Raw genomic sequence first — 18,454 nt, 5'->3', positions numbered from 1 at the left:
AGATAAATCCATCTGTGTCTATCTTGTGTAAATCCTAATGCCGTTATTTAACACATCCACAGGAAAGCTGAACTATGGTAACGACAGCAAAATTTGCAGAAACTAGGGATGTGCTGCAAAACATCAGCTGGCAGACATTCAAAGCTATGCTGGCAGATATGGGATCTGAGCGAAATAAAAGGCTAGCTTATGACAACGGAATAGTAGAAATTATGACTCCGCTCATGCCACACGAGAATTCAAACCGTCTGATTGAAGGTTTTGTTCTTGTGTTGTGTGAAGAATTTGGTTTAGAAGTAAAAAGCACTGGCTCGTTGACTATGACGCGGGATGATTTGGAGCAAGGAGGCGAACCGGACAGTAGTTACTATATCCAAAACGAATTATTAGTCCGCAACAAAGAAAATATTGACCTGAATACAGATCCACCACCAGACCTAGTATTAGAAGTGGAATATTCGAGATCCAAGATAAACAAGTTGGCTCTTTATGCTTCAATGGGAGTTCCAGAATTCTGGCGGTATAACGGAAATGTGTTGCGCGTTTATACCCTCAATGATGGACAATACTTGCAGAGCGATCGCAGTCCAACTTTTACACCAGTGTTGGTGACGGAGATTCCCCGATTTATCCAAGAAAGTAAGAAAATTGGACAAATAGCGGCAACTCGTGCTTTCCGTACCTGGGTTAGACAGCAGATGTCTACAGCAGGACAATAATTTATTAAGAAAAATGTCTCAACTGCAAAGAATTGCGATCGCACCCGCCCAATTTCAACAAGGGCAAATTTTGCTCACTAAAGAACAACAACATTATTTGGGACGCGTGTTGCGCTTGCATGAAGGCGATCGCTTTATTGCAATGGATGGTAAAGGGAAATGGTGGTTGGCGCAGCTAGCAGGGGAGCAGGCACAGGTTTTAGAACCGCTTTTGGTGGAAACAGAATTATCTATATCAATTACCTTGATGGTGGCGTTACCCAAAGGCAATGGATTTGATGAAGTGGTGCGGTGTAGTACAGAGTTGGGAGTAACTTGTATTGCACCAGTATTGAGCGATCGCACTTTGCTTCATCCTAGTCCTCAAAAACTCGAACGCTGGCGGCGCATCGCTGCGGAAGCCGCCGAACAATCAGAGCGCTCTTTTGTGCCAACAATTTTAGAGCCTGTTGCTTTTAATACGGGTTTGTCATTAGTCACTTGTACTGAGCCACTTGTGCCGAGCGAAGTCGAGGTAAGCCGAAGTATTGGTCATTTGTCATTTGCAAACAGCCAGCAATATATCTGTGTAGCGCGTGGTGAATTTCCCCATTTAAAAGATTGCTTACAGCAAAAAGGACAAATGACAAATGACAAAGGACAAGAAACAATTGTCATTGCTACTGGGCCAGAGGGAGGATGGACAACACAAGAAATAGAGAATGCGAAGTCATCTGGATTTCAACCCGTTTCCCTTGGTCGCCGCATCCTGAGAGCAGTTACAGCCCCAATAGTAGCATTATCCTTGATTACCGCAAGTTGTGAAGTATAAATGATTTATAGCTCACGCAAAAGTGATTTTGCCTGAGACATCACTCCATCGTGTATTTAAAGTAAGTGATGATTGAGCAAGTTGCGATCGCCTTTGAGCATAAAGACTATAAAACAGCCGCTAAATTACTCAAACAGCTGCTAACAGAATCACCAGACAATCCTTGGGTGCAATTTTATCTTGGTCGGTTACATGAAGTATCTGGAAAACATCAAGATGCAGAAAAAGTTTATCGGCAACTACTGCGAAATACGACAAATACCAAAATAGTGACGCTAGCACGTCAAGGTTTGCAACGACTACAAGAAATTGAGATCGAAGAAAGACAAAGAGCCATTTCTCAAGCAAAATCTGAACCTAATAACACTGAACTTGGTGTACTAGTTTTAGAACCACTCAGTAACGAGATAAAAACAGAAGCATCTCAAAAATTTGCCCAGATTATGCAGCTAGATCCCTATACCGCAAGGCTATTAATGCCAAGTCGTGGCTGGAGGTTGTACCGCACTGGACAAGTGGGAGAACTAAAATTTTACGGCAAACAGTTACAGCAGGCTGGTATTCCTTGCTTTTGGGCAACAATAGCTCAAATTCAGCAAATTCAAGTTTATCAAGTCAAATATTTTCAAGAATCTACCCCACAAGCTACTGTTGTTTGCCGTAATGACACAAATCAACTCGGTTCTCTCACTTTTGACTGGTCAGAAGTCACAGCCAGAGTAGTGGGACTATTGCCCATTTTTGAACAAGTTGTAGATGTTAATGCCCGCCGTAAACTGGAATGGAAAACTCAAACACAAGATTATGCTCAGTTTTGTGATTTACACCTACCTGGTAGACGTTGCATTCTTCGATTTGATGATAACGGCTATGAATTCCAGCAAGGTTTAAAAATTATTCCCCAAGCTAACCAAAATACAATCAGAATTAATTGGAATAGTTTATCAAGTTGGATTGACCAGCAACTACCTCAAGTTAAAATTTGGTCAGATTTCACGTCATTTGCAGATACAACATTAGATCAAACAGAAATGCTGGATCGGATCAAATCTCATATTCATTTGTTTCGCAGGGAACAGACTAATTGGGACTCAGCTTTTCATTTATATAGTGGACTGGTGTTTGTTAAATAATTCGTAATTCGTAATACTTCGACTTCGCTCAGTACAAGTTCGTAATTCGTAATTTAGTTACCTATTACCTAATACGCTTGGGTTGTTTAGTTTTAGTAACATAATTTGGTTTATTTCTAGCAACTGAATTATCATCCGTTATTTCAGTTAGTGAAAAAATAATGATAAATTGCAGGTAAAACACTGGCAGAGTGAATTAATGAAATGTAATCCACCTGAAACTTAATGTTTACTTCATAAATGACCTGTAACTCACAAATAGCAGAAGGTTGGCATGGAAAACTTAATTTAGTCTATGCCGATCGCCAGGGTGCAACCCAGTTAATTTACAATCACCAACAAGCGCCCCTGAAAGTACAACGCCCATTTTATCCAGAAGGGGAAAAAGTTTGTCATAGCGTAATTTTACATACAGCTGGGGGAATGGTGGGAGGCGATCGCTTATCCTCTAACATCCACCTCCAACCCCAAACCCAAGCCTTAATTACTACAGCTGCTGCAAGCAAGATATATCGCAGCAATGGCTTACAAGCTAGACAAACCATCCAAATGCAAGTTGATGGTGGTGCTTGTTTAGAATGGTTGCCGCAAGAGACAATTTTATTTAACGGCGCGATTTATCGGCAAGATTTACGGGTAGAATTAGCAACCGGGGCCAGTTGGTTAGGCTGGGAAATTACCCGATTTGGTCGCAGTGCTAGAGGAGAAAGATTTTACCTTGGAGAATGGCGATCGCACACTGAAATTTGGCAAGAAGGTATTCCTTTGTGGATTGATCGCCAATATTTACCGGGTAGTGAAGAAATTTTCCACAGTCCCCACGGCTTGGCTGGAAAACCAATAGTAGGTAGTCTAGTTTGGGTTGGTGATGCAGTTTCAGCAGAAATTGTCAAAAAAACGCGAAATTTATGGAATGCGGAAGGAGAAGTGGGTGTTAGCCGATTACAACATGGATTATTGTGTCGATATCGCGGTTCTTCTACATCTGAGGTAAGAAACTGGTTTATTAATGTTTGGCAATTACTGCGAGTTTCTTTTTTGAGTCGCGGTAATTGTATACCAAGAGTGTGGCAGATTTAAACGAACCGCAGAGGCGCAGAGAACACAGAGGAGATAGGAATGCAACTTACGCCGCAGGAAAAAGATAAGTTATTAATTTTTACAGCTGCTTTATTAGCAGAAAGACGTAAAGGAAGGGGTTTAAAACTGAATTATCCTGAAGCAGTTGCTTATATTTCTGCTGCTATTTTAGAGGGTGCAAGAGATGGGCAAACTGTAGCTGAATTAATGAGTTATGGTACAACTCTATTAACGCGCGATGATGTCATGGAAGGGATATCAGAAATGGTGCATGATGTGCAAGTTGAAGCAACTTTTCCTGATGGTACAAAGTTAGTGACAGTACATAATCCAATTCGTTAATTTTTGAATTTATTATGATTCCTGGGCAAATTATCACACCAACAGGTGAAATTGAAATAAATGTTGGTCGTCCAACCATCAAATTACAAGTTTCAAATACAGGCGATCGCCCCATACAAATCGGTTCCCATTATCATTTTTATGAAGTTAACACAGCCTTAAATTTTGACAGAGAACAAGCACAAGGAATGCGCCTCGATATCCCCGCCGGAACCGCAGTCCGCTTTGAACCAGGCGACGAAAAAGAAATAACTCTAATCCCCCTCGTTGGTACTCGCCAAGTCTACGGCTTCAACGCCAAAATTAACGGAAACCTCTAAAAACCTCCGCGTACCTCTGCGCTTCCCTCCGCGTCCCTTTGCGTTTAAAAAAGAATTTTATATGAGTTACAGAATGGATCGCCGCGCCTACGCCGAAACCTACGGCCCCACAGTAGGCGATCGCATCCGACTTGCAGACACAGAATTATTTATTGAAGTTGAACAAGATTTCACTACCTACGGCGATGAAGTAAAATTCGGCGGCGGTAAAGTTATCAGAGATGGAATGGGACAATCCCCCATTTCTAACGCCGATGGTGCTGTAGATTTAGTAATTACTAATGCCTTAATTCTCGATTGGTGGGGTATTGTCAAAGCGGATATTGGCATCAAAGATGGCAAGATTTTCAAAATTGGTAAAGCTGGAAATCCTTATATTCAAAATAATGTAGATATTATTATCGGCCCCGGAACTGAAGCTTTAGCTGGGGAAGGAATGATTCTCACTGCTGGCGGGATTGATGCCCATATTCATTTTATTTGCCCCCAACAGATTGAAGTTGCGATCGCTTCTGGTATTACCACCATGATTGGCGGCGGTACTGGCCCAGCCACAGGTACAAATGCCACTACCTGCACCCCTGGCCCTTGGAATATTTACCGGATGCTGCAAGCTGCTGATGCTTTCCCCGTCAACTTAGGATTTTTGGGTAAAGGTAATGCCAGTCAACCCCAAGGACTTGTAGAACAAGTAGCCGCCGGTGCAATGGGGTTAAAGCTTCATGAAGACTGGGGAACCACACCCGCAGCAATTGATACTTGCCTTAGCGTTGCCGATGCTTATGATGTGCAAGTAGCGATTCATACTGATACCCTGAACGAAGCCGGATTTGTGGAAGATACGATCGCAGCTTTCAAAAATCGTACCATCCACACTTACCACACCGAAGGCGCAGGCGGCGGACACGCACCAGATATCATCAAAGTTTGCGGCCAAGCCAATGTTCTGCCATCTTCCACTAACCCGACACGTCCTTACACCCTCAACACCTTAGATGAACATCTGGATATGTTGATGGTATGTCATCACCTCGATCCTGCGATCGCTGAAGATGTTGCTTTTGCCGAGTCTCGCATTCGCCGAGAAACCATTGCCGCCGAAGACATTTTGCACGACTTGGGCGCATTTAGCATGATTTCTTCCGACTCCCAGGCAATGGGAAGAGTAGGCGAAGTGATAATTCGCACCTGGCAGACATCTCACAAAATGAAGGTGCAACGGGGAACTCTTAACCCACAAGGAACAGAGGAAAAAACAGACAATTTTCGGGCAAAAAGATATGTTGCTAAGTATACAATCAACCCGGCGATCGCTCATGGAATTGCTCAATATGTAGGTTCAGTGGAAGAGGGAAAATTAGCAGATTTATGTTTGTGGCGATCGGCGTTTTTTGGCGTGAAACCAGAGATAGTGATAAAAGGCGGAATGATTGCATGGTCGCAAATGGGCGATGCTAACGCCAGTATTCCCACACCGCAACCAGTTTATATGCGCCCGATGTTTGGTAGTTTTGCAGGGGCGCGTCATGCCACATCATTAACTTTTGTTTCCCAAGCGGCTTTAGAGAATGAAATTCCCAGCCAGCTAGGTTTACAAAAAGCAGCAGTTGCAGTTTCTGGGACACGCCAATTGAGCAAGCGGGATATGAAGCTGAATGATGCACTACCCCATATTGAAGTAGATCCAGAAACATATCAAGTCAGGGCAGATGGTGAGTTGCTGATTTGTGAACCTGCGACAGTTTTACCAATGGCACAAAGGTACTTTTTGTTTTAGTTCATGACCGAGCAAATTACTGATTACGATAGTCCTTGGAAATCGGTCAGGATTAATTTGGCTCATAGGTTTTTGTGGAAAAGTGGAAGTGCGTAGGCGTAGCCCGCACTTCCACTTCGCTCAGCGACCTTCGTAGACATCGCTGTAGTTAAAAAAAGCGATATGATAACAATTAAAGCGCTCCAAATAGTAACATCTACATACAACAATAATGGAAAGATTGCTAAACATCCACATTGAGAAATTACCTGAAGGCGTTTATTTAGCAACATCTGATGAACTTCAAGGTTTAGTAGCTCAAGGACGAACTGTTGCTGAAACTTTAGAAATTGCCCGTGATGTAGCGCGTAAGTTATTAGAAGCACAATCTCAGGATGAAGAACTAGATTATTTGCAACCAATAGCTGAACAATTTAACTATCCTTTAGTTGTAGGTCAGTAGTCAATTCATGGGACGGCTAGCTGGGTTTAGGTACAGAGAGATTATCAAAATATTAAAAACCTTTGGCTTTGTTTTTCATCGTCAAGCCGCAGGGAGTCATGAAATCTGGTTTAATCCTGAAAGTAACCGTTACACTACTATTCTCAATCATTCTGGTGATATGCCAGAAGGAACATTACGTGCAATTTTAAAGCAAGCTGGTATTGAACCTGAAGATTTTCTTAACCGCTCTTAATAATAAATGGGGGGTGTATTCATTAAAATGATGAACTATTAAAAATCTAGTTGTTAGGCTCGCCAAATTCTTATCGGTGTTTCTTGGTATTTACTACGAATATATTTTGCTTCTTCATAAAATTCATTCGAGTATACACCAGCCTCATAGCATTCAGCTTCTGCAAGCATCATCTTAGTTAGGTTAGTGTGGGATATATGATGTATGGATCATCGGCGAGTCAGTTCGCGTCAAACTTGCTAAAGGTAACAGCGCCGGATTAACTAAAAATAGTGTTGAATCTTGCTCCCAAAGACGAACAACCTGATATTGGTGAATCGTTGTGTTGTCCCGATATTCTTCGGTAAAAGCCATTTCGTTAGTAGTTTCTTGCAAAAAGATTAGCACTTGCACTACAGGACAACGGTATTGGCGCTTCAACCTCACAGAATAATCGAGCATTCGGAAATTAAGCGCCGGATTAGATTTCACCAAAGTTTGAAATTCAATGTGCAAAATTGAGTTAGCTGCTTGCAAAAATGTCACAGAATCTGCACGAATTGGTTCAAGCGTCAGTTCCGTTTTTAAGACTTCAATTTGTTGCACCTCTACCCCAAGCAACCAACGCACAAAAGCAGCAGGGTACTGTTCAGCTAAATATTTACAAGCGTTGTCGTAACTCACTCTCTTCCTCTTCTACTGACACAAAAAAACAGCCGCCTCCACAAGGAAAGCAGCCGTTTTCACAACTTATGTAACTACAAAGTATTAGTAATCGAAGTCACCGCCACCAGCACCAGCGCCAGCAGGAGCGCCGTCTTTTGGTTCAGGCTTGTCAACTATAATACATTCGGTTGTCAACACCATACCAGCGATGGAAGCAGCGTTTTGCAGAGCAGAACGAGTCACTTTAGCAGGGTCAACAATACCAGCAGCTAACAAATCGACGAATTCGTTTGTTGCAGCGTTGTAGCCAACGTTAAAGTCTTTCTCTTTCACACGTTCAGCGATCACAGCACCATTCTGACCGGCGTTTTCAGCAATCCGCTTCAGAGGTGCAGGTAAGGCACGAACGACAATCAAAGCACCAATCAACTCTTCATCTTTAAGATTGCTCTTTGCCCAAACTTCCAATTCGGGAGCAAGGTGAGCCAGAGTTGTACCACCGCCAGGAACAATACCTTCTTCCACAGCAGCTTTAGTGGCGTTGATTGCGTCTTCTAGGCGCAACTTCTTGTCTTTCATTTCGGTTTCGGTCGCTGCACCCACTTTCACGACAGCAACACCACCAGAGAGTTTAGCAAGACGCTCTTGTAATTTCTCTTTGTCGTAAGAAGATTCGGTTTCATCGATTTGACGACGAATCTGTTCGACACGAGCCTTAACAGCAGCTTCGTTACCTTCGGCAACAATTGTGGTGCTGTCCTTGGTGATGGTGATCCGGCGAGCTTTACCCAGGCTATCTAGCTTGGTGTTATCTAGCTTCAAACCAGCATCTTCGGTAACTAGTTGACCACCAGTTAAAACAGCGATGTCTTCTAGTAGTGCTTTGCGGCGATCGCCAAAGCCAGGAGCCTTAACAGCAGCCACGTTGAGTACACCGCGTAAACGGTTTACCACCAAGGTTGCCAAAGCTTCTTTTTCAATATCTTCGGCGATAATTACCAAAGGACGACCAGCACGAGCTACTTGCTCTAACACTGGTACAAGGTCTTGCACTAAAGCAATTTTCTTATCGGTCAACAGTAGGAAAGGCTCATCAAAAACCGCTTCCATCCGTTCAGCGTCGGTGGCGAAATAAGGAGAGATGTAGCCTTTGTCAAAGCGCATCCCTTCGGTGATTTCCAACTCGGTGAACATAGATTTCCCTTCTTCTAGGGAAATTACGCCTTCCTTGCCCACTTTGTCCATTGCTTGGGCAATCATCTGACCGACTTCTTCGTCATTACCAGCTGAGATCGCACCAACTTGGGCAATGGCTTTGGAATCTTCCACCGGACGAGCGTGTTCTTTGATTTTCTCTACCAGGAAGGCAGTAGCTTTGTCAATCCCGCGCTTCAGTGAAATCGCGTTAGCACCAGCTGCAACGTTCCGCAAGCCTTCTTTGACGATCGCATGAGCTAAAACAGTAGCAGTTGTGGTACCGTCGCCCGCAGCATCGTTGGTTTTAGAAGCAGCTTGACGAATCAAAGCTACGCCAGTGTTTTCAATATGGTCTTCTAATTCGATTTCTTTGGCGATCGTTACACCGTCATTAACAATTTGCGGTGCGCCAAATTTCTTTTCTAGAACTACGTTACGACCTTTGGGGCCAAGGGTAACAGCTACAGCCTCAGCCAGGATGTCAATGCCTCGTTCCAAGGCACGACGGGCGTTTTCGTTGTAGATAATGCGCTTTGCCATAATTGTTATTTGTCCTTTGTCATTTGTCTTTTGTTCTTCGTCATTTGTCATTTGTCCTTTGTCATTTGCTAATGACTAATGACCAATGACTAATGAACACTAAATAACGACTGCTAAAATATCTTTTTCAGAAAGCAGTACATATTCTTCGGTGCCGAGCTTGATGTCAGTGCCAGCGTACTTGGAGTACAGCACCTTATCGCCGACTTTAATTTCCAATTCCTGACGGCTACCGTCTTCGTTACGCTTGCCAGGGCCAAGGGCGACTACTTCCCCTACCTGGGGCTTTTCCTTGGCGGTATCGGGCAAATACAGACCACCTGCGGTCTTTTCCTCTGAGGCGTTCACTTTTACGAAAACGCGATCGCTCAAAGGTTTAACTGTAGAAACGCTTAAAGATAAAGCTGCCATATTATTTCTTTCCCTTAGAGTTTAGCACTCTCGACTCCTGAGTGCTAATTTACCGAAAAGTAGCGTCCAATGGCAAGAATTCCTTGAGTACGGGTTCCCGAACTAAAAGCTCATTATTGTACTTAAGTATAAATGCCTAATTATTTATATCCTTCGGGTTCTGTTCTGTAAGTTACGTATATTTTTATATGGTTACAGGGAGTCGGGAATAGTGACGAGTTTTCCCAATGCCCCATTCCCTTCTCAGTCAACTTTATTTGCAAAGCTTGGAAATTGTTATAGAACTGTAATCAGGGAGCTGCTCGATAAGTAACAATACAGTGATCCAGTCAAGCCATCAAATCCCCAAAGCCACTAAATCTCTAGAATATAAAGCCCTGAGTAATTGTGTAGAAAGTTTAGGACTTGCAAAAATTCAGCGACACATTTTTATTTGCGCTGACCAGACAATTGCTAATTGCTGCTCACAACGAGCTAGTCTGGAATCCTGGGAATACTTAAAAGAGCGACTTAAAGAGTTAAAATTTGATGAGCCGCAACACAATTATCCCATTTGCGTCTGTAGAACTAAAGCCAACTGCTTGCGCGTTTGTTGTTCTAGACCCATAATGGTGGTTTACCTTGATGGTGTCTGGTATTGCCAAGCAAACCTGGAAGTTATTGAGCGGATCATCCAAGAACACTTAACAGGCAATAAGGTGGTAAAAAAATATGCCTTTTTAAACCATCCTTTGCCAGAAACTTCCCTAGTTTCTTGTGAACACCTCATAGAGGCTTAACAACCGAAGGATATGGAACAGCAGTAAGCTTTAAGAAAGTGCGGGTTGGTTTTGAGGTAGGGTCATCTTTAAGCCAATACTTACTTGTGAGTCAGAAGGATTATTATTTAATCAGTGTTTTTTCGCCCGCCACTTTCAATGCGATATATAATAGCGCATTATAGATACTACTGCTATACGTATCCTTGCTGGACTTTTGCTATCGAGCTATTAGTCTCTTGAAAATGCTCGGCATTTTTGAGACTTCGAGACAGCAAAGGCAAGTTAAGTAGGAAAAAGGACAACATCTCGAAATAACCCACCATAGAGGATAAATATTCAAGACTTTGATGGACCGAAGCGCGACAAGTGCCACTGCTATGAAAGAGCCCAGCATGAAAGATCACAAACGACTTCTATTGATTGATGATGACCCTAACCTCATCTTGCTGGTGAAGGATTACTTAGAATTCCGGGGATACGAAGTCATCACCGCCGAAAATGGGCGTGAAGCTCTGGAAATTTTAGAGCAAGATGTTCCAGACATGATTATCTGCGACGTGATGATGCCGGAAATGGACGGATATACTTTTGTGGAACAAGTCCGGCAAAACGAACGCACCAGTTGGATTCCGGTTCTTTTCCTTTCAGCTAAGGGACAAAGTGCAGACCGAGTTAAGGGTCTGAATAAAGGTGCTGATGTTTATATGGTCAAGCCCTTTGAACCAGAAGAACTCGTAGCCCAAGTTGAATCTTCGCTGAAACAAACTATCCGTTGGAAAGAACACCAAGCTAAAGGAGGCGAAAACGGTTCCCGCATCCAGGTTCCCTTCGATGTGCAATTAACCCCAACCGAACTGAAAGTAGTCCAGTTTGTTGCTAGGGGTTTAGCTAACCGGGAAATTGCTGAAGAACTAAATGTTAGTCAGCGCACGGTTGAAAGCCATGTGTCCAATATGTTGGGCAAAACTAATCTCCACAACCGCACTGAACTAGCGCGGTGGGCGATTGAAAATCAAATGGCATAGTGAATTTTAGATTTTAGATTTTGGATTTTGGATTATCAATCTAAAATCCAAAATCCGAAATCCAAAATTAATTACCAACCATCTTCTTCAGGGCTGGATTGGTGCAAAACTTCTAAATCTAGTTCATCCAGGTAAGTTAGGGCGCTTTCAATCTGAGAAACAGTACCTCGCAGTTCCAGATCGAAGCAGCTATATTGTGGCACGTTTGCGCTTACCTGAGCATCAGCAATAATGACTGTGATCCCATAGTGAGAAACCAGTCGTGAAATGACTGGTTCCTCATGCAAGTCTTTAGGAATGCGAACCTGGATGCGATTTTGGGTGCGTCTATTATCTAAAATATCTGTATTAGATTTTACTTTTTTATTTGGAATTGCCATTCTAGCTTCCTACTCGACTTCTGGGATGAGGGTTTTAGTTTGCACGATTTCTTTTAACACTAGCGTCACTTATCCCACGTAGGCAAGCAAGAAAGTATTTACCTTTGCAAACCATTAATCTAGATATAAGTAGGTCGGCGCAATTAAAGCTAATCGGCTAAAACTATCATTGGTCATTAGTAATGGTATGCCATCATGTTGATCCTGCGATCGCTGAAGATGTCGCTTTTGCCGAATCTCACATCCGCCGAGGACATTTTGCACGACTTAGGCGCATCTAGCATGATTTCTTCCGACTCCCAGGCAATGTGAAGGGTAGACGAAGTGATAATTCGCACCTGGCAGACATCTCACAAAATGAAGGTGCAACGGGGAACTCTTAACTCACAGGGAACAGAGCAAAAAGCAGACAACTTTTGGGCAAAAAGATATGTTGCTAAGTATACAATCAAATCTGCGATCGCTCATGGAATTGCTCAATATGTGGGTTCACGTAGAAGAGGGAAAATTAGCAGATTTATGTTTGTGGCGATCGCTTTTTTTGACGTGAAACCAGCCAGTTCTAGCTAGATTCTTCTGACTCCTTGTATCAAGCCTAATTGAGATGCTCTTACCCTGGAAAAGTTGCCATCATCAATTTTCTGTCTTGGAGTTACGATCAATATAGTAAAACGTTGTATCTGATATACAAAATCATGCTACCTTTTAAGAAAAAAATTGTGACTGATGAAGCCATGCGTCCGGTAGCAGTGTTGATTGATTATCAGGACTGGCAGCAAATTGAGAAGATATTAGAAGCTCATCAATCTCAACAAAAACAAGAGTTTAATTTAAACCACTATGCAGGTGTAATTCAACTAACTCAAGACCCTTTGGAATATCAGAAGCAAATTAGGGATGAGTGGTGTTGACACAAGCTTTGATTTTTTTAGATACAAATGTAGTCTTGTACTTTTTGGGTGGCCGCTTGGTAAACCCACTACCATCAGGACAATATTTTATTTCAGTGATTACCGAGATTGAATTGCTTTCTTATCCGAGTCTCAGTTTAGAAGAAGAAACACAAATTATTGATTTTTTAAATAAAATTACAGTTGTTGATATTGATAATAATATTAAGAATTTAACAATCGCATTTCGCAAACAATATAGACTCAGGCTTCCTGACGCAATAATTGTAGCAACTGCAAAATCTCTAAATACAATATTGTTTACGAATGATGTAAAATTGGCTAATTTAACAGAAATTAACACTCAGTCAGTGCAAATTGTGTAATTGGAGCGATCGCCTATTTTGGGTCAAGAGTGCGATCGCAATTCCTTCCACAGCAGAATTCCAGCAATTTTTAGATAGTCTCAACTCTGGGAAATAAATATAGATACCGAGCGCCTTGTTGCCAGATATCGCTCTAGCGCAATCAGGTTTTAGGTAAGATGTGATTGCAAAGCTATAAATGAGTAATATTCTATTCTAACGATGGTGAGTCTTCAAATTCAGGCTGAATAATTACAGGATATTGATACAGTGGTACTGTGAAAGTGACTGTTGAGCCAAGTCCTTCGCCCACGCTGTAAAAATTTAGTTCACCACCCATAGCTTCTATGAGTTTCTGAGATATTGCCAGTCCCAAACCTGTACCACCATATTGGCGATTACGGGAGCCATCTAATTGAGAGAATAATTGAAACAGTTTATCTTGTTTGTCCAAGGAAACACCGATACCAGTGTCTGCTACACGCACTCTCACCATGCCAGGAAATTGCTGACCTTGAAAGTTCGCCTTTGCCTTTTTGAGTACTAAATCGGCGCTGACGGTAACGCCACCCTCGTGGGTAAATTTGATGGCATTTCCTACCAAATTGAGCATAACTTGTAGCAGCCGTTGGTAGTTGCTTTGGACAATGATTTCATCGGAGGTAGCTGGCATTTGCATCCGAAAGCTGAGATTTCTCATTTCTGCTTGGGGACGCATGAAACTTTCGACATCACTGAATAGCTGATCTAGCTTGACTGAAGTAAAAGCTAGCTCCATTTTACCTGCTTCGATTTTTCCTATATCTAAGATGTCGTTGATAATATTTAGCAGATGTATCGATAAGTGGTGAGCTTCTGCCAAAAATTGGTTTTGTTCTTCTGGGTCATCTGCCATACCCTCTAAAATCAGCTTTAAAAATCCGATGATGCCGTTAAGAGGGGTGCGAATTTCATGGGAAACATTAGCCAAAAATTTTCTTTTGGTTCTTTCTCCTTCCCCACGAGCTATATCAAGTTGTGCAAGAAGTATTATACTGTCAAATTTTTGGCTAGCAGTTAAAAACTGATAATCTTCATTACTTAATTGTTTACCTATTGCCCATTCTTGAGCATCTTGTAATGCCTGTCCTCGTAATAAACGCGACTCGTCTTTACAGCTAGACAACAACCAAGCTGTTATTGCCTCAGCGTATGGTCGTAAATCAGCTAATGCTTCATCGACCCAATTCTGATTAAATACACATTTATAAATTTTGTTATAAATCCTTAATCTACCTTGTTGTTCAACTACCAAACCAGATAGTCGTAATTTTATTTGTTCAATAGTTTCAGCGCCTGCTACTTCACCTTGCTGTAAAATCTGCTGATAAAGCCCGAGCATCTGTGCAGCACGCTGTTCATTTTGCAAAATACGATCGCGTATCGTCCGAAAATGTTCTGGCTCATCCTGATATTTCCAATTATCAATAATGTGCGCTCGTACCAAATTTTCTAATTCTGAAACTTCTATATATTTTGGAATTAACTTACAAAGTTTCTGAGTAAGAAATGGTTGCCCACCCGTCCAATCTAGAACTTCTTGCAGAATTGCTTGAGGGTTATTGACTTTACCTACCAATCCCTCAAGTAAAGGTTGAACTTCATGTAATTCAAAGCCTTTTAATTCAATTGCTTGACCTATATTAAACGGTGTACGCTTTTTATCTCTAATCAAATCCGAGGGAGTAGCTACTCCCAATAAACAAAATGCGAGGCGTTTGTAAGCTGGCTTATCAACACGCTGGTTATAGCAGAACCGGAGTAAAGCAAAAAAATCGTCAGTCGAAAAATTCAGGCTGAGAAGGCTATCAATTTCATCTATAAAAATTACAATAGATTGAGAAATCTCAACTAGTAGAACTTCTTCAATAAATTCGCTCAATCGCTGTACCGGAGAAAGATGATCGCGATCGCGCCACCAATTCCGTAAATTAAACTTTCCTGAAAGCTCAAAACTAGTCACCAAAATACGTACTACACCCGCATACCACTGATCTGGAGTAACTTGCTGGCTACCAATCTTCGTTAAGTCGATCACCGCACAGGCAATATCTTCATTTTGCAGCCTTTGCATTACTTGCACTCGCAAGCTAGACTTGCCCATTTGTCGTGAATTTAAAACATAACAAAATTCCCCAGCCTTCAATGCTTCATACAAATCTGTATCTGCTTGTCGCACTACATAACTAGGGGCATCAGCTGGCAGACTGCCACCGACTTGATATTCGTAGGCTGGGGTTGGTGCTGTGTTCATCAGCTAACTCTCAAGCGATCGCAAAAATATTGACGATACAAATCACAACGTGGCGTTACATCATTTCCTTGCTGTTGCAATAAGCCCATGCTGAGTAATTTAAAGCATTGTATCGAATCCAACCGAACTGGGCTAGTATTGGCAACTACCTTTTTGATAGCAGCTAATAATTCTGGACGCTGTTCTAAATTCCACAAATGCCGACGTAAATGGTCGCTATAAGGGCCAGCTTCTGTAGGGGCTGTTTGCAAAAGCAGATTGAGCGTAATATCCCGTCTGGCAATGTGATAAAGTGCCACTCGTACAAGATAGGGATGTCCTCCTACCATTGCCATTAATTGTTCAACTTGGGTAAAACTCCAATTGAGTCCATGTTTTCGTGCCAAATCAAGAATCTGTTGGGCGTTAAATTCTGGTAACTCAATCGGCAAGCCTACATTAAACGGCGATTGATTGATATTCATTGGAATATAAACTTCTGTGGAATGCACTACTACCAACCGCAGTTTTTTCCAAATATCCCGGTTTTTAGCGTCTTCATGCCAAGCGCGTAACAGCCCAAAAAAGTCTGCGGCAATTTCGGGATGTTGAAATATCCGATCAACTTCATCCAATCCCAATGCTAGGGGTTGGCTGATTTCTGGCAAGAGATATTCCTCGAAATAAGCAGTGCAATTGTCCTTACTGCCAAAAATATCGTCCCAGTAATCTGCTAATTTGTTGGGTATCCTCAACCTCCGTCCTACACTGGCACAAAACCACTTAAGGAACTTATCCAAATCTGCAAAAACCTTGCCATCTGCCAATTGAAAGCTCAAAGGCACGGTTAGATAATCTTGTTGTGACGCTTGATAAAGAATCCGCGCCATGAGCGAGGTTTTACCCATCTGCCGGGGCGCTTTGATCCGAATCAAAGATCCTGGCTTCAAAATTGCCTCGTAGCAGCGAGATTCGATGGGAGGACGCTCAATATAAAACGCCGAAGCCAAATCCACCTGTCCTTCAGGCAATTCTGTTTCTGCCACTGGCAAAGGCGGTGAGAGAGTCAGAGGGTGAGGGGGTGATGAAGGGAAAAAATCACTACTCGTCTCTCCATCTGCCAATCTTTCTACATCCCCGTTTGCCACTAAACTAAAAATTTCCTGTAAAATTTTGGGGGTATCAGCAGCCGACTTCCACTCTCGCTGCTGAATCTGTTGTAAATAACCCCGCAAATCATAATTTAATGGCGTACTCCAAGAGAAGTTAACGCGAATGGGCAAAATCACTGGCTTATGCTCATCGCTGCTATCCCGTAACTGCTTGGCCTGTCTCACCTCTTCTGTCACCATCTCGCTAGTTGCCGATCGCTCAGACAACAGCAACAAAAAGTAATCACACAGTTTTAATTCTTCATCAATCCGTTGAGGCCATTTTTCTCCTAAGCGAATACTCTCGCCTGCCATAAATGCTTCGTGTCCAGCAGCTTTAATAGCTTCATAAAAATTATGGGCCAGGCTCAAATCTGGATCTTGACTGCGATAGCTGATGAAAAATCTAGCGTTTTTGCTGGCTGCTGGCAAAGTTGGCATAGTCGGATAAATATCCAGGAATTTTGACAAATTTGACTATATTATTGCAATTTACGGAATCGCAGCTAGTTTTTACTTTTCTCTAAACAACTTGCTAGTAGCCCATACCCGACCTACTGATACATTTGGTAAAGTAGTTTTTAAAACACATTTATATAAATTTCTTGGTAAACAATTTTTTTTTGGAGGAAGTTTACTTAAGAGAACTATCTAAAAAACTATACCAATAAACCAGTTTCCCTAAAAATTTACTTTTTATCCCGTACCTTGCATCTATATGACTTCACAATCTTCTCATTCTGGCAAAATTCTGGTAGTTGATGACTCTCCTGATAACGTGTTTTTGATCAAAACTATTTTGGAAGAAGAAGGTTACACGGTTAGCACCGCAGAAAATGGTATTTCGGCTTTAGCAGAATTGAAAGCTTCTCTTTGTGATTTGGTTCTACTGGATCTGATGATGCCAGGTATGGATGGGTACGAAGTCACTAAGCACATTCGTGGAGAGATGAAACTGCCGCAATACATCCCCATATTGCTCATAACTGCCCACGATGCGCCCAACGTCGCCCACGGGTTAGACTTGGGTGCTGATGATTTTATCCGTAAACCTGTAACAGTAGATGAATTGCTGGCACGAGTGCGATCGCTCCTGCGTTTGAAGCATAGTATGGATGAACGTGATGAAATTGCCCGCCAGCGAGAAGATTTTGTCTCTCGTCTCACCCACGATTTACGCACTCCTTTAGTGGCGGCCGATCGCATGTTGATGCTATTTCAGCAAGGTGCGTTGGGAACATTATCACCGCAAATGCAGGAAGTAATCGCCATCATGGCCCGTAGTAATATCAACCTGCTTACTATGGTCAATACCTTACTGGAAGTTTATCGTTTTGAAGCAGGTCGCAAAAGTTTGGCATTTCAACCAGTTAATCTGGAACGTTTGCTAGAGGAGGTGACTGGAGAATTAGCACCTCTAGCTCAAGACAAAGCACTGTCCCTAAAATTGGATTTTACCGAAGAATCAAACACAGTCATGGGCGATCGCTTAGAATTGCATCGTCTATTTACAAACCTGATCGGCAATGCGATCAAATTTACCGACTCCGGGTCTGTGACTATTCGTTTAACTTCTCAACGCCAGTTAGACAAAAGTAGTCAATCTCAGTTATCAGGAAAATCCAATTCAGTTGAATATATTAGCATTGAGATCGCGGATACTGGCCCAGGTATTCCCACTGAAGAACAAGCCACCATATTTGAACGATTTCGTCAAGGTAGTCACAAGAGTTCTGGTAGTGGCTTAGGACTCTACCTTGCTCGCCGAATTGTCGAGGCACATCAAGGCATTATTTTGCTGAATTCTGAATTGGGCAAAGGTAGTGTATTTATTGTCCTTTTACCCACCACAACATGAGAAAATTAGCAATTATAATTTATGAATTACGGAATATTTTATCCTGATATTTCATAAATTATAACTTTACTAATATCTACCAAGCCTTTAAGTAAGTTAG

19 protein-coding genes and 2 pseudogenes are annotated in these 18,454 nt (G+C 42.1%); 15 read left to right on the top strand and 6 right to left on the bottom strand.

The features are described from left to right. Window positions 1–74 precede the first annotated feature (74 nt). The 9 genes from HWQ36_RS08280 to HWQ36_RS08240 all read left to right on the top strand — a co-directional run bounded on the left by HWQ36_RS08280 (window position 75) and on the right by HWQ36_RS08240 (window position 6,859). Window positions 75–719, top strand: a complete 645-nt coding sequence (locus tag HWQ36_RS08280; protein WP_292700475.1) for a Uma2 family endonuclease — start codon at window positions 75–77, stop codon at window positions 717–719. Between the two features lie 13 nt (window positions 720–732). Next, window positions 733–1,530 (top strand): 16S rRNA (uracil(1498)-N(3))-methyltransferase, encoded by a 798-nt coding sequence (locus HWQ36_RS08275; RefSeq protein ID WP_292700472.1) that lies wholly within the window; start codon window positions 733–735, stop codon window positions 1,528–1,530. A 68-nt stretch (window positions 1,531–1,598) separates the two neighbouring features. Continuing rightward, the gene (locus tag HWQ36_RS08270; RefSeq protein ID WP_292700469.1) at window positions 1,599–2,663 is read left to right on the top strand and encodes a tetratricopeptide repeat protein; all 1,065 of its coding nucleotides are present in this window, start codon (window positions 1,599–1,601) and stop codon (window positions 2,661–2,663) included. 240 nt (window positions 2,664–2,903) lie between these two features. Further along, window positions 2,904–3,743 (top strand): urease accessory protein UreD, encoded by an 840-nt coding sequence (locus HWQ36_RS08265; RefSeq protein WP_292700466.1) that lies wholly within the window; start codon window positions 2,904–2,906, stop codon window positions 3,741–3,743. 39 nt (window positions 3,744–3,782) lie between these two features. Then, entirely contained in the window at window positions 3,783–4,085 is a 303-nt protein-coding gene (ureA, locus tag HWQ36_RS08260; protein ID WP_292700464.1) for an urease subunit gamma, read from the top strand. 14 nt (window positions 4,086–4,099) lie between these two features. After that, entirely contained in the window at window positions 4,100–4,405 is a 306-nt protein-coding gene (locus HWQ36_RS08255) for an urease subunit beta (protein WP_292700461.1), read from the top strand. A gap of 61 nt (window positions 4,406–4,466) precedes the next feature. After that, window positions 4,467–6,182 carry an urease subunit alpha gene (ureC, locus tag HWQ36_RS08250; protein WP_292700458.1) on the top strand — a complete coding sequence of 572 codons (1,716 nt, stop codon included), beginning with the start codon at window positions 4,467–4,469 and terminating at the stop codon, window positions 6,180–6,182. A gap of 211 nt (window positions 6,183–6,393) precedes the next feature. Continuing rightward, window positions 6,394–6,624 carry a type II toxin-antitoxin system HicB family antitoxin gene (locus HWQ36_RS08245; RefSeq protein WP_292700456.1) on the top strand — a complete coding sequence of 77 codons (231 nt, stop codon included), beginning with the start codon at window positions 6,394–6,396 and terminating at the stop codon, window positions 6,622–6,624. Window positions 6,625–6,631: 7 nt separating this feature from the next. Beyond that, a complete protein-coding gene (locus HWQ36_RS08240) occupies window positions 6,632–6,859 on the top strand; it encodes a type II toxin-antitoxin system HicA family toxin (RefSeq protein WP_292700453.1) in 228 nt (75 codons plus the stop codon). Between the two features lie 213 nt (window positions 6,860–7,072). Here the strand turns inward: HWQ36_RS08240 and HWQ36_RS08235 are convergent. From HWQ36_RS08235 to groES, 3 genes and pseudogenes are all read right to left on the bottom strand, one after another. Further along, window positions 7,073–7,522: pseudogene (locus tag HWQ36_RS08235) on the bottom strand (hypothetical protein); the annotation flags it as partial. A gap of 84 nt (window positions 7,523–7,606) precedes the next feature. Further along, entirely contained in the window at window positions 7,607–9,241 is a 1,635-nt protein-coding gene (gene groL, locus HWQ36_RS08230; RefSeq protein WP_292700504.1) for a chaperonin GroEL, read from the bottom strand. A gap of 99 nt (window positions 9,242–9,340) precedes the next feature. Beyond that, the gene (gene groES, locus HWQ36_RS08225; protein ID WP_012407590.1) at window positions 9,341–9,652 is read right to left on the bottom strand and encodes a co-chaperone GroES; all 312 of its coding nucleotides are present in this window, start codon (window positions 9,650–9,652) and stop codon (window positions 9,341–9,343) included. Between the two features lie 320 nt (window positions 9,653–9,972). On the opposite strand from groES, the gene HWQ36_RS08220 reads away from it, so the two are divergent. Both HWQ36_RS08220 and HWQ36_RS08215 read left to right on the top strand, forming a co-directional pair. Further along, complete coding sequence (locus tag HWQ36_RS08220) at window positions 9,973–10,431, top strand: ferredoxin (protein ID WP_292700450.1); 459 nt, start codon at window positions 9,973–9,975, stop codon at window positions 10,429–10,431. Between the two features lie 329 nt (window positions 10,432–10,760). Then, a complete protein-coding gene (locus tag HWQ36_RS08215) occupies window positions 10,761–11,438 on the top strand; it encodes a response regulator transcription factor (protein WP_012407592.1) in 678 nt (225 codons plus the stop codon). Window positions 11,439–11,509: 71 nt separating this feature from the next. Here HWQ36_RS08215 and HWQ36_RS08210 read toward each other — a convergent pair whose 3' ends face one another. Further along, window positions 11,510–11,818, bottom strand: coding sequence for an NIL domain-containing protein (locus HWQ36_RS08210; RefSeq protein WP_292700423.1), 309 nt, complete (start codon window positions 11,816–11,818; stop codon window positions 11,510–11,512). 176 nt (window positions 11,819–11,994) lie between these two features. On the opposite strand from HWQ36_RS08210, the pseudogene HWQ36_RS08205 reads away from it, so the two are divergent. The 3 genes and pseudogenes from HWQ36_RS08205 to HWQ36_RS08195 form a co-directional block, all read left to right on the top strand. After that, window positions 11,995–12,350: pseudogene (locus tag HWQ36_RS08205) on the top strand (amidohydrolase family protein); the annotation flags it as partial. Window positions 12,351–12,537: 187 nt separating this feature from the next. Next, window positions 12,538–12,729 carry a hypothetical protein gene (locus tag HWQ36_RS08200; protein ID WP_234711046.1) on the top strand — a complete coding sequence of 64 codons (192 nt, stop codon included), beginning with the start codon at window positions 12,538–12,540 and terminating at the stop codon, window positions 12,727–12,729. Then, window positions 12,723–13,094, top strand: a complete 372-nt coding sequence (locus HWQ36_RS08195) for a type II toxin-antitoxin system VapC family toxin (protein ID WP_292700418.1) — start codon at window positions 12,723–12,725, stop codon at window positions 13,092–13,094. The genes HWQ36_RS08200 and HWQ36_RS08195 overlap by 7 nt, the downstream gene beginning before the upstream one ends. Window positions 13,095–13,284: 190 nt before the next feature. On the opposite strand, the gene HWQ36_RS34330 is transcribed toward HWQ36_RS08195, so the two are convergent. Beyond that, window positions 13,285–15,366: an AAA-like domain-containing protein gene (locus tag HWQ36_RS34330; protein WP_366828621.1), complete on the bottom strand. Its 2,082-nt coding sequence runs from the start codon at window positions 15,364–15,366 to the stop codon at window positions 13,285–13,287. Beyond that, a complete protein-coding gene (locus HWQ36_RS08180; RefSeq protein ID WP_292700415.1) occupies window positions 15,366–16,937 on the bottom strand; it encodes an AAA-like domain-containing protein in 1,572 nt (523 codons plus the stop codon). Before HWQ36_RS08180 ends, HWQ36_RS34330 begins: the two co-directional genes overlap by 1 nt. Before the next feature lie 277 nt (window positions 16,938–17,214). Here HWQ36_RS08180 and HWQ36_RS08175 point away from each other — a divergent pair, with 277 nt between their 5' ends. After that, entirely contained in the window at window positions 17,215–18,354 is a 1,140-nt protein-coding gene (locus HWQ36_RS08175; RefSeq protein ID WP_292700413.1) for a hybrid sensor histidine kinase/response regulator, read from the top strand. The last annotated feature ends 100 nt before the right edge of the window (window positions 18,355–18,454 follow it).

The sequence above is a fragment of the Nostoc sp. NMS2 genome (assembly GCF_017115105.1).
Lineage (GTDB): Bacteria > Cyanobacteriota > Cyanobacteriia > Cyanobacteriales > Nostocaceae > Nostoc.
The sequence above is the reverse complement of the archived record's forward strand: the minus strand, read 5'-3'. Positions and strand labels throughout refer to the sequence as shown.

What these genes read in the sequence shown, in the direction of transcription:
- HWQ36_RS08280 (WP_292700475.1), top strand. Translation starts at nt 75, where the DNA reads ATGGTAACGACAGCAAAATTTGCAGAAACTAGGGATGTGCTGCAAAAC.
- HWQ36_RS08275 (WP_292700472.1), top strand. Translation starts at nt 733, where the DNA reads ATGTCTCAACTGCAAAGAATTGCGATCGCACCCGCCCAATTTCAACAA.
- HWQ36_RS08270 (WP_292700469.1), top strand. Translation starts at nt 1,599, where the DNA reads ATGATTGAGCAAGTTGCGATCGCCTTTGAGCATAAAGACTATAAAACA.
- HWQ36_RS08265 (WP_292700466.1), top strand. Translation starts at nt 2,904, where the DNA reads ATGACCTGTAACTCACAAATAGCAGAAGGTTGGCATGGAAAACTTAAT.
- ureA (WP_292700464.1), top strand. Translation starts at nt 3,783, where the DNA reads ATGCAACTTACGCCGCAGGAAAAAGATAAGTTATTAATTTTTACAGCT.
- HWQ36_RS08255 (WP_292700461.1), top strand. Translation starts at nt 4,100, where the DNA reads ATGATTCCTGGGCAAATTATCACACCAACAGGTGAAATTGAAATAAAT.
- ureC (WP_292700458.1), top strand. Translation starts at nt 4,467, where the DNA reads ATGAGTTACAGAATGGATCGCCGCGCCTACGCCGAAACCTACGGCCCC.
- HWQ36_RS08245 (WP_292700456.1), top strand. Translation starts at nt 6,394, where the DNA reads ATGGAAAGATTGCTAAACATCCACATTGAGAAATTACCTGAAGGCGTT.
- HWQ36_RS08240 (WP_292700453.1), top strand. Translation starts at nt 6,632, where the DNA reads ATGGGACGGCTAGCTGGGTTTAGGTACAGAGAGATTATCAAAATATTA.
- groL (WP_292700504.1), bottom strand. Translation starts at nt 9,241, where the DNA reads ATGGCAAAGCGCATTATCTACAACGAAAACGCCCGTCGTGCCTTGGAA.
- groES (WP_012407590.1), bottom strand. Translation starts at nt 9,652, where the DNA reads ATGGCAGCTTTATCTTTAAGCGTTTCTACAGTTAAACCTTTGAGCGAT.
- HWQ36_RS08215 (WP_012407592.1), top strand. Translation starts at nt 10,761, where the DNA reads ATGGACCGAAGCGCGACAAGTGCCACTGCTATGAAAGAGCCCAGCATG.
- HWQ36_RS08210 (WP_292700423.1), bottom strand. Translation starts at nt 11,818, where the DNA reads ATGGCAATTCCAAATAAAAAAGTAAAATCTAATACAGATATTTTAGAT.
- HWQ36_RS34330 (WP_366828621.1), bottom strand. Translation starts at nt 15,366, where the DNA reads ATGAACACAGCACCAACCCCAGCCTACGAATATCAAGTCGGTGGCAGT.
- HWQ36_RS08180 (WP_292700415.1), bottom strand. Translation starts at nt 16,937, where the DNA reads ATGCCAACTTTGCCAGCAGCCAGCAAAAACGCTAGATTTTTCATCAGC.
- HWQ36_RS08175 (WP_292700413.1), top strand. Translation starts at nt 17,215, where the DNA reads ATGACTTCACAATCTTCTCATTCTGGCAAAATTCTGGTAGTTGATGAC.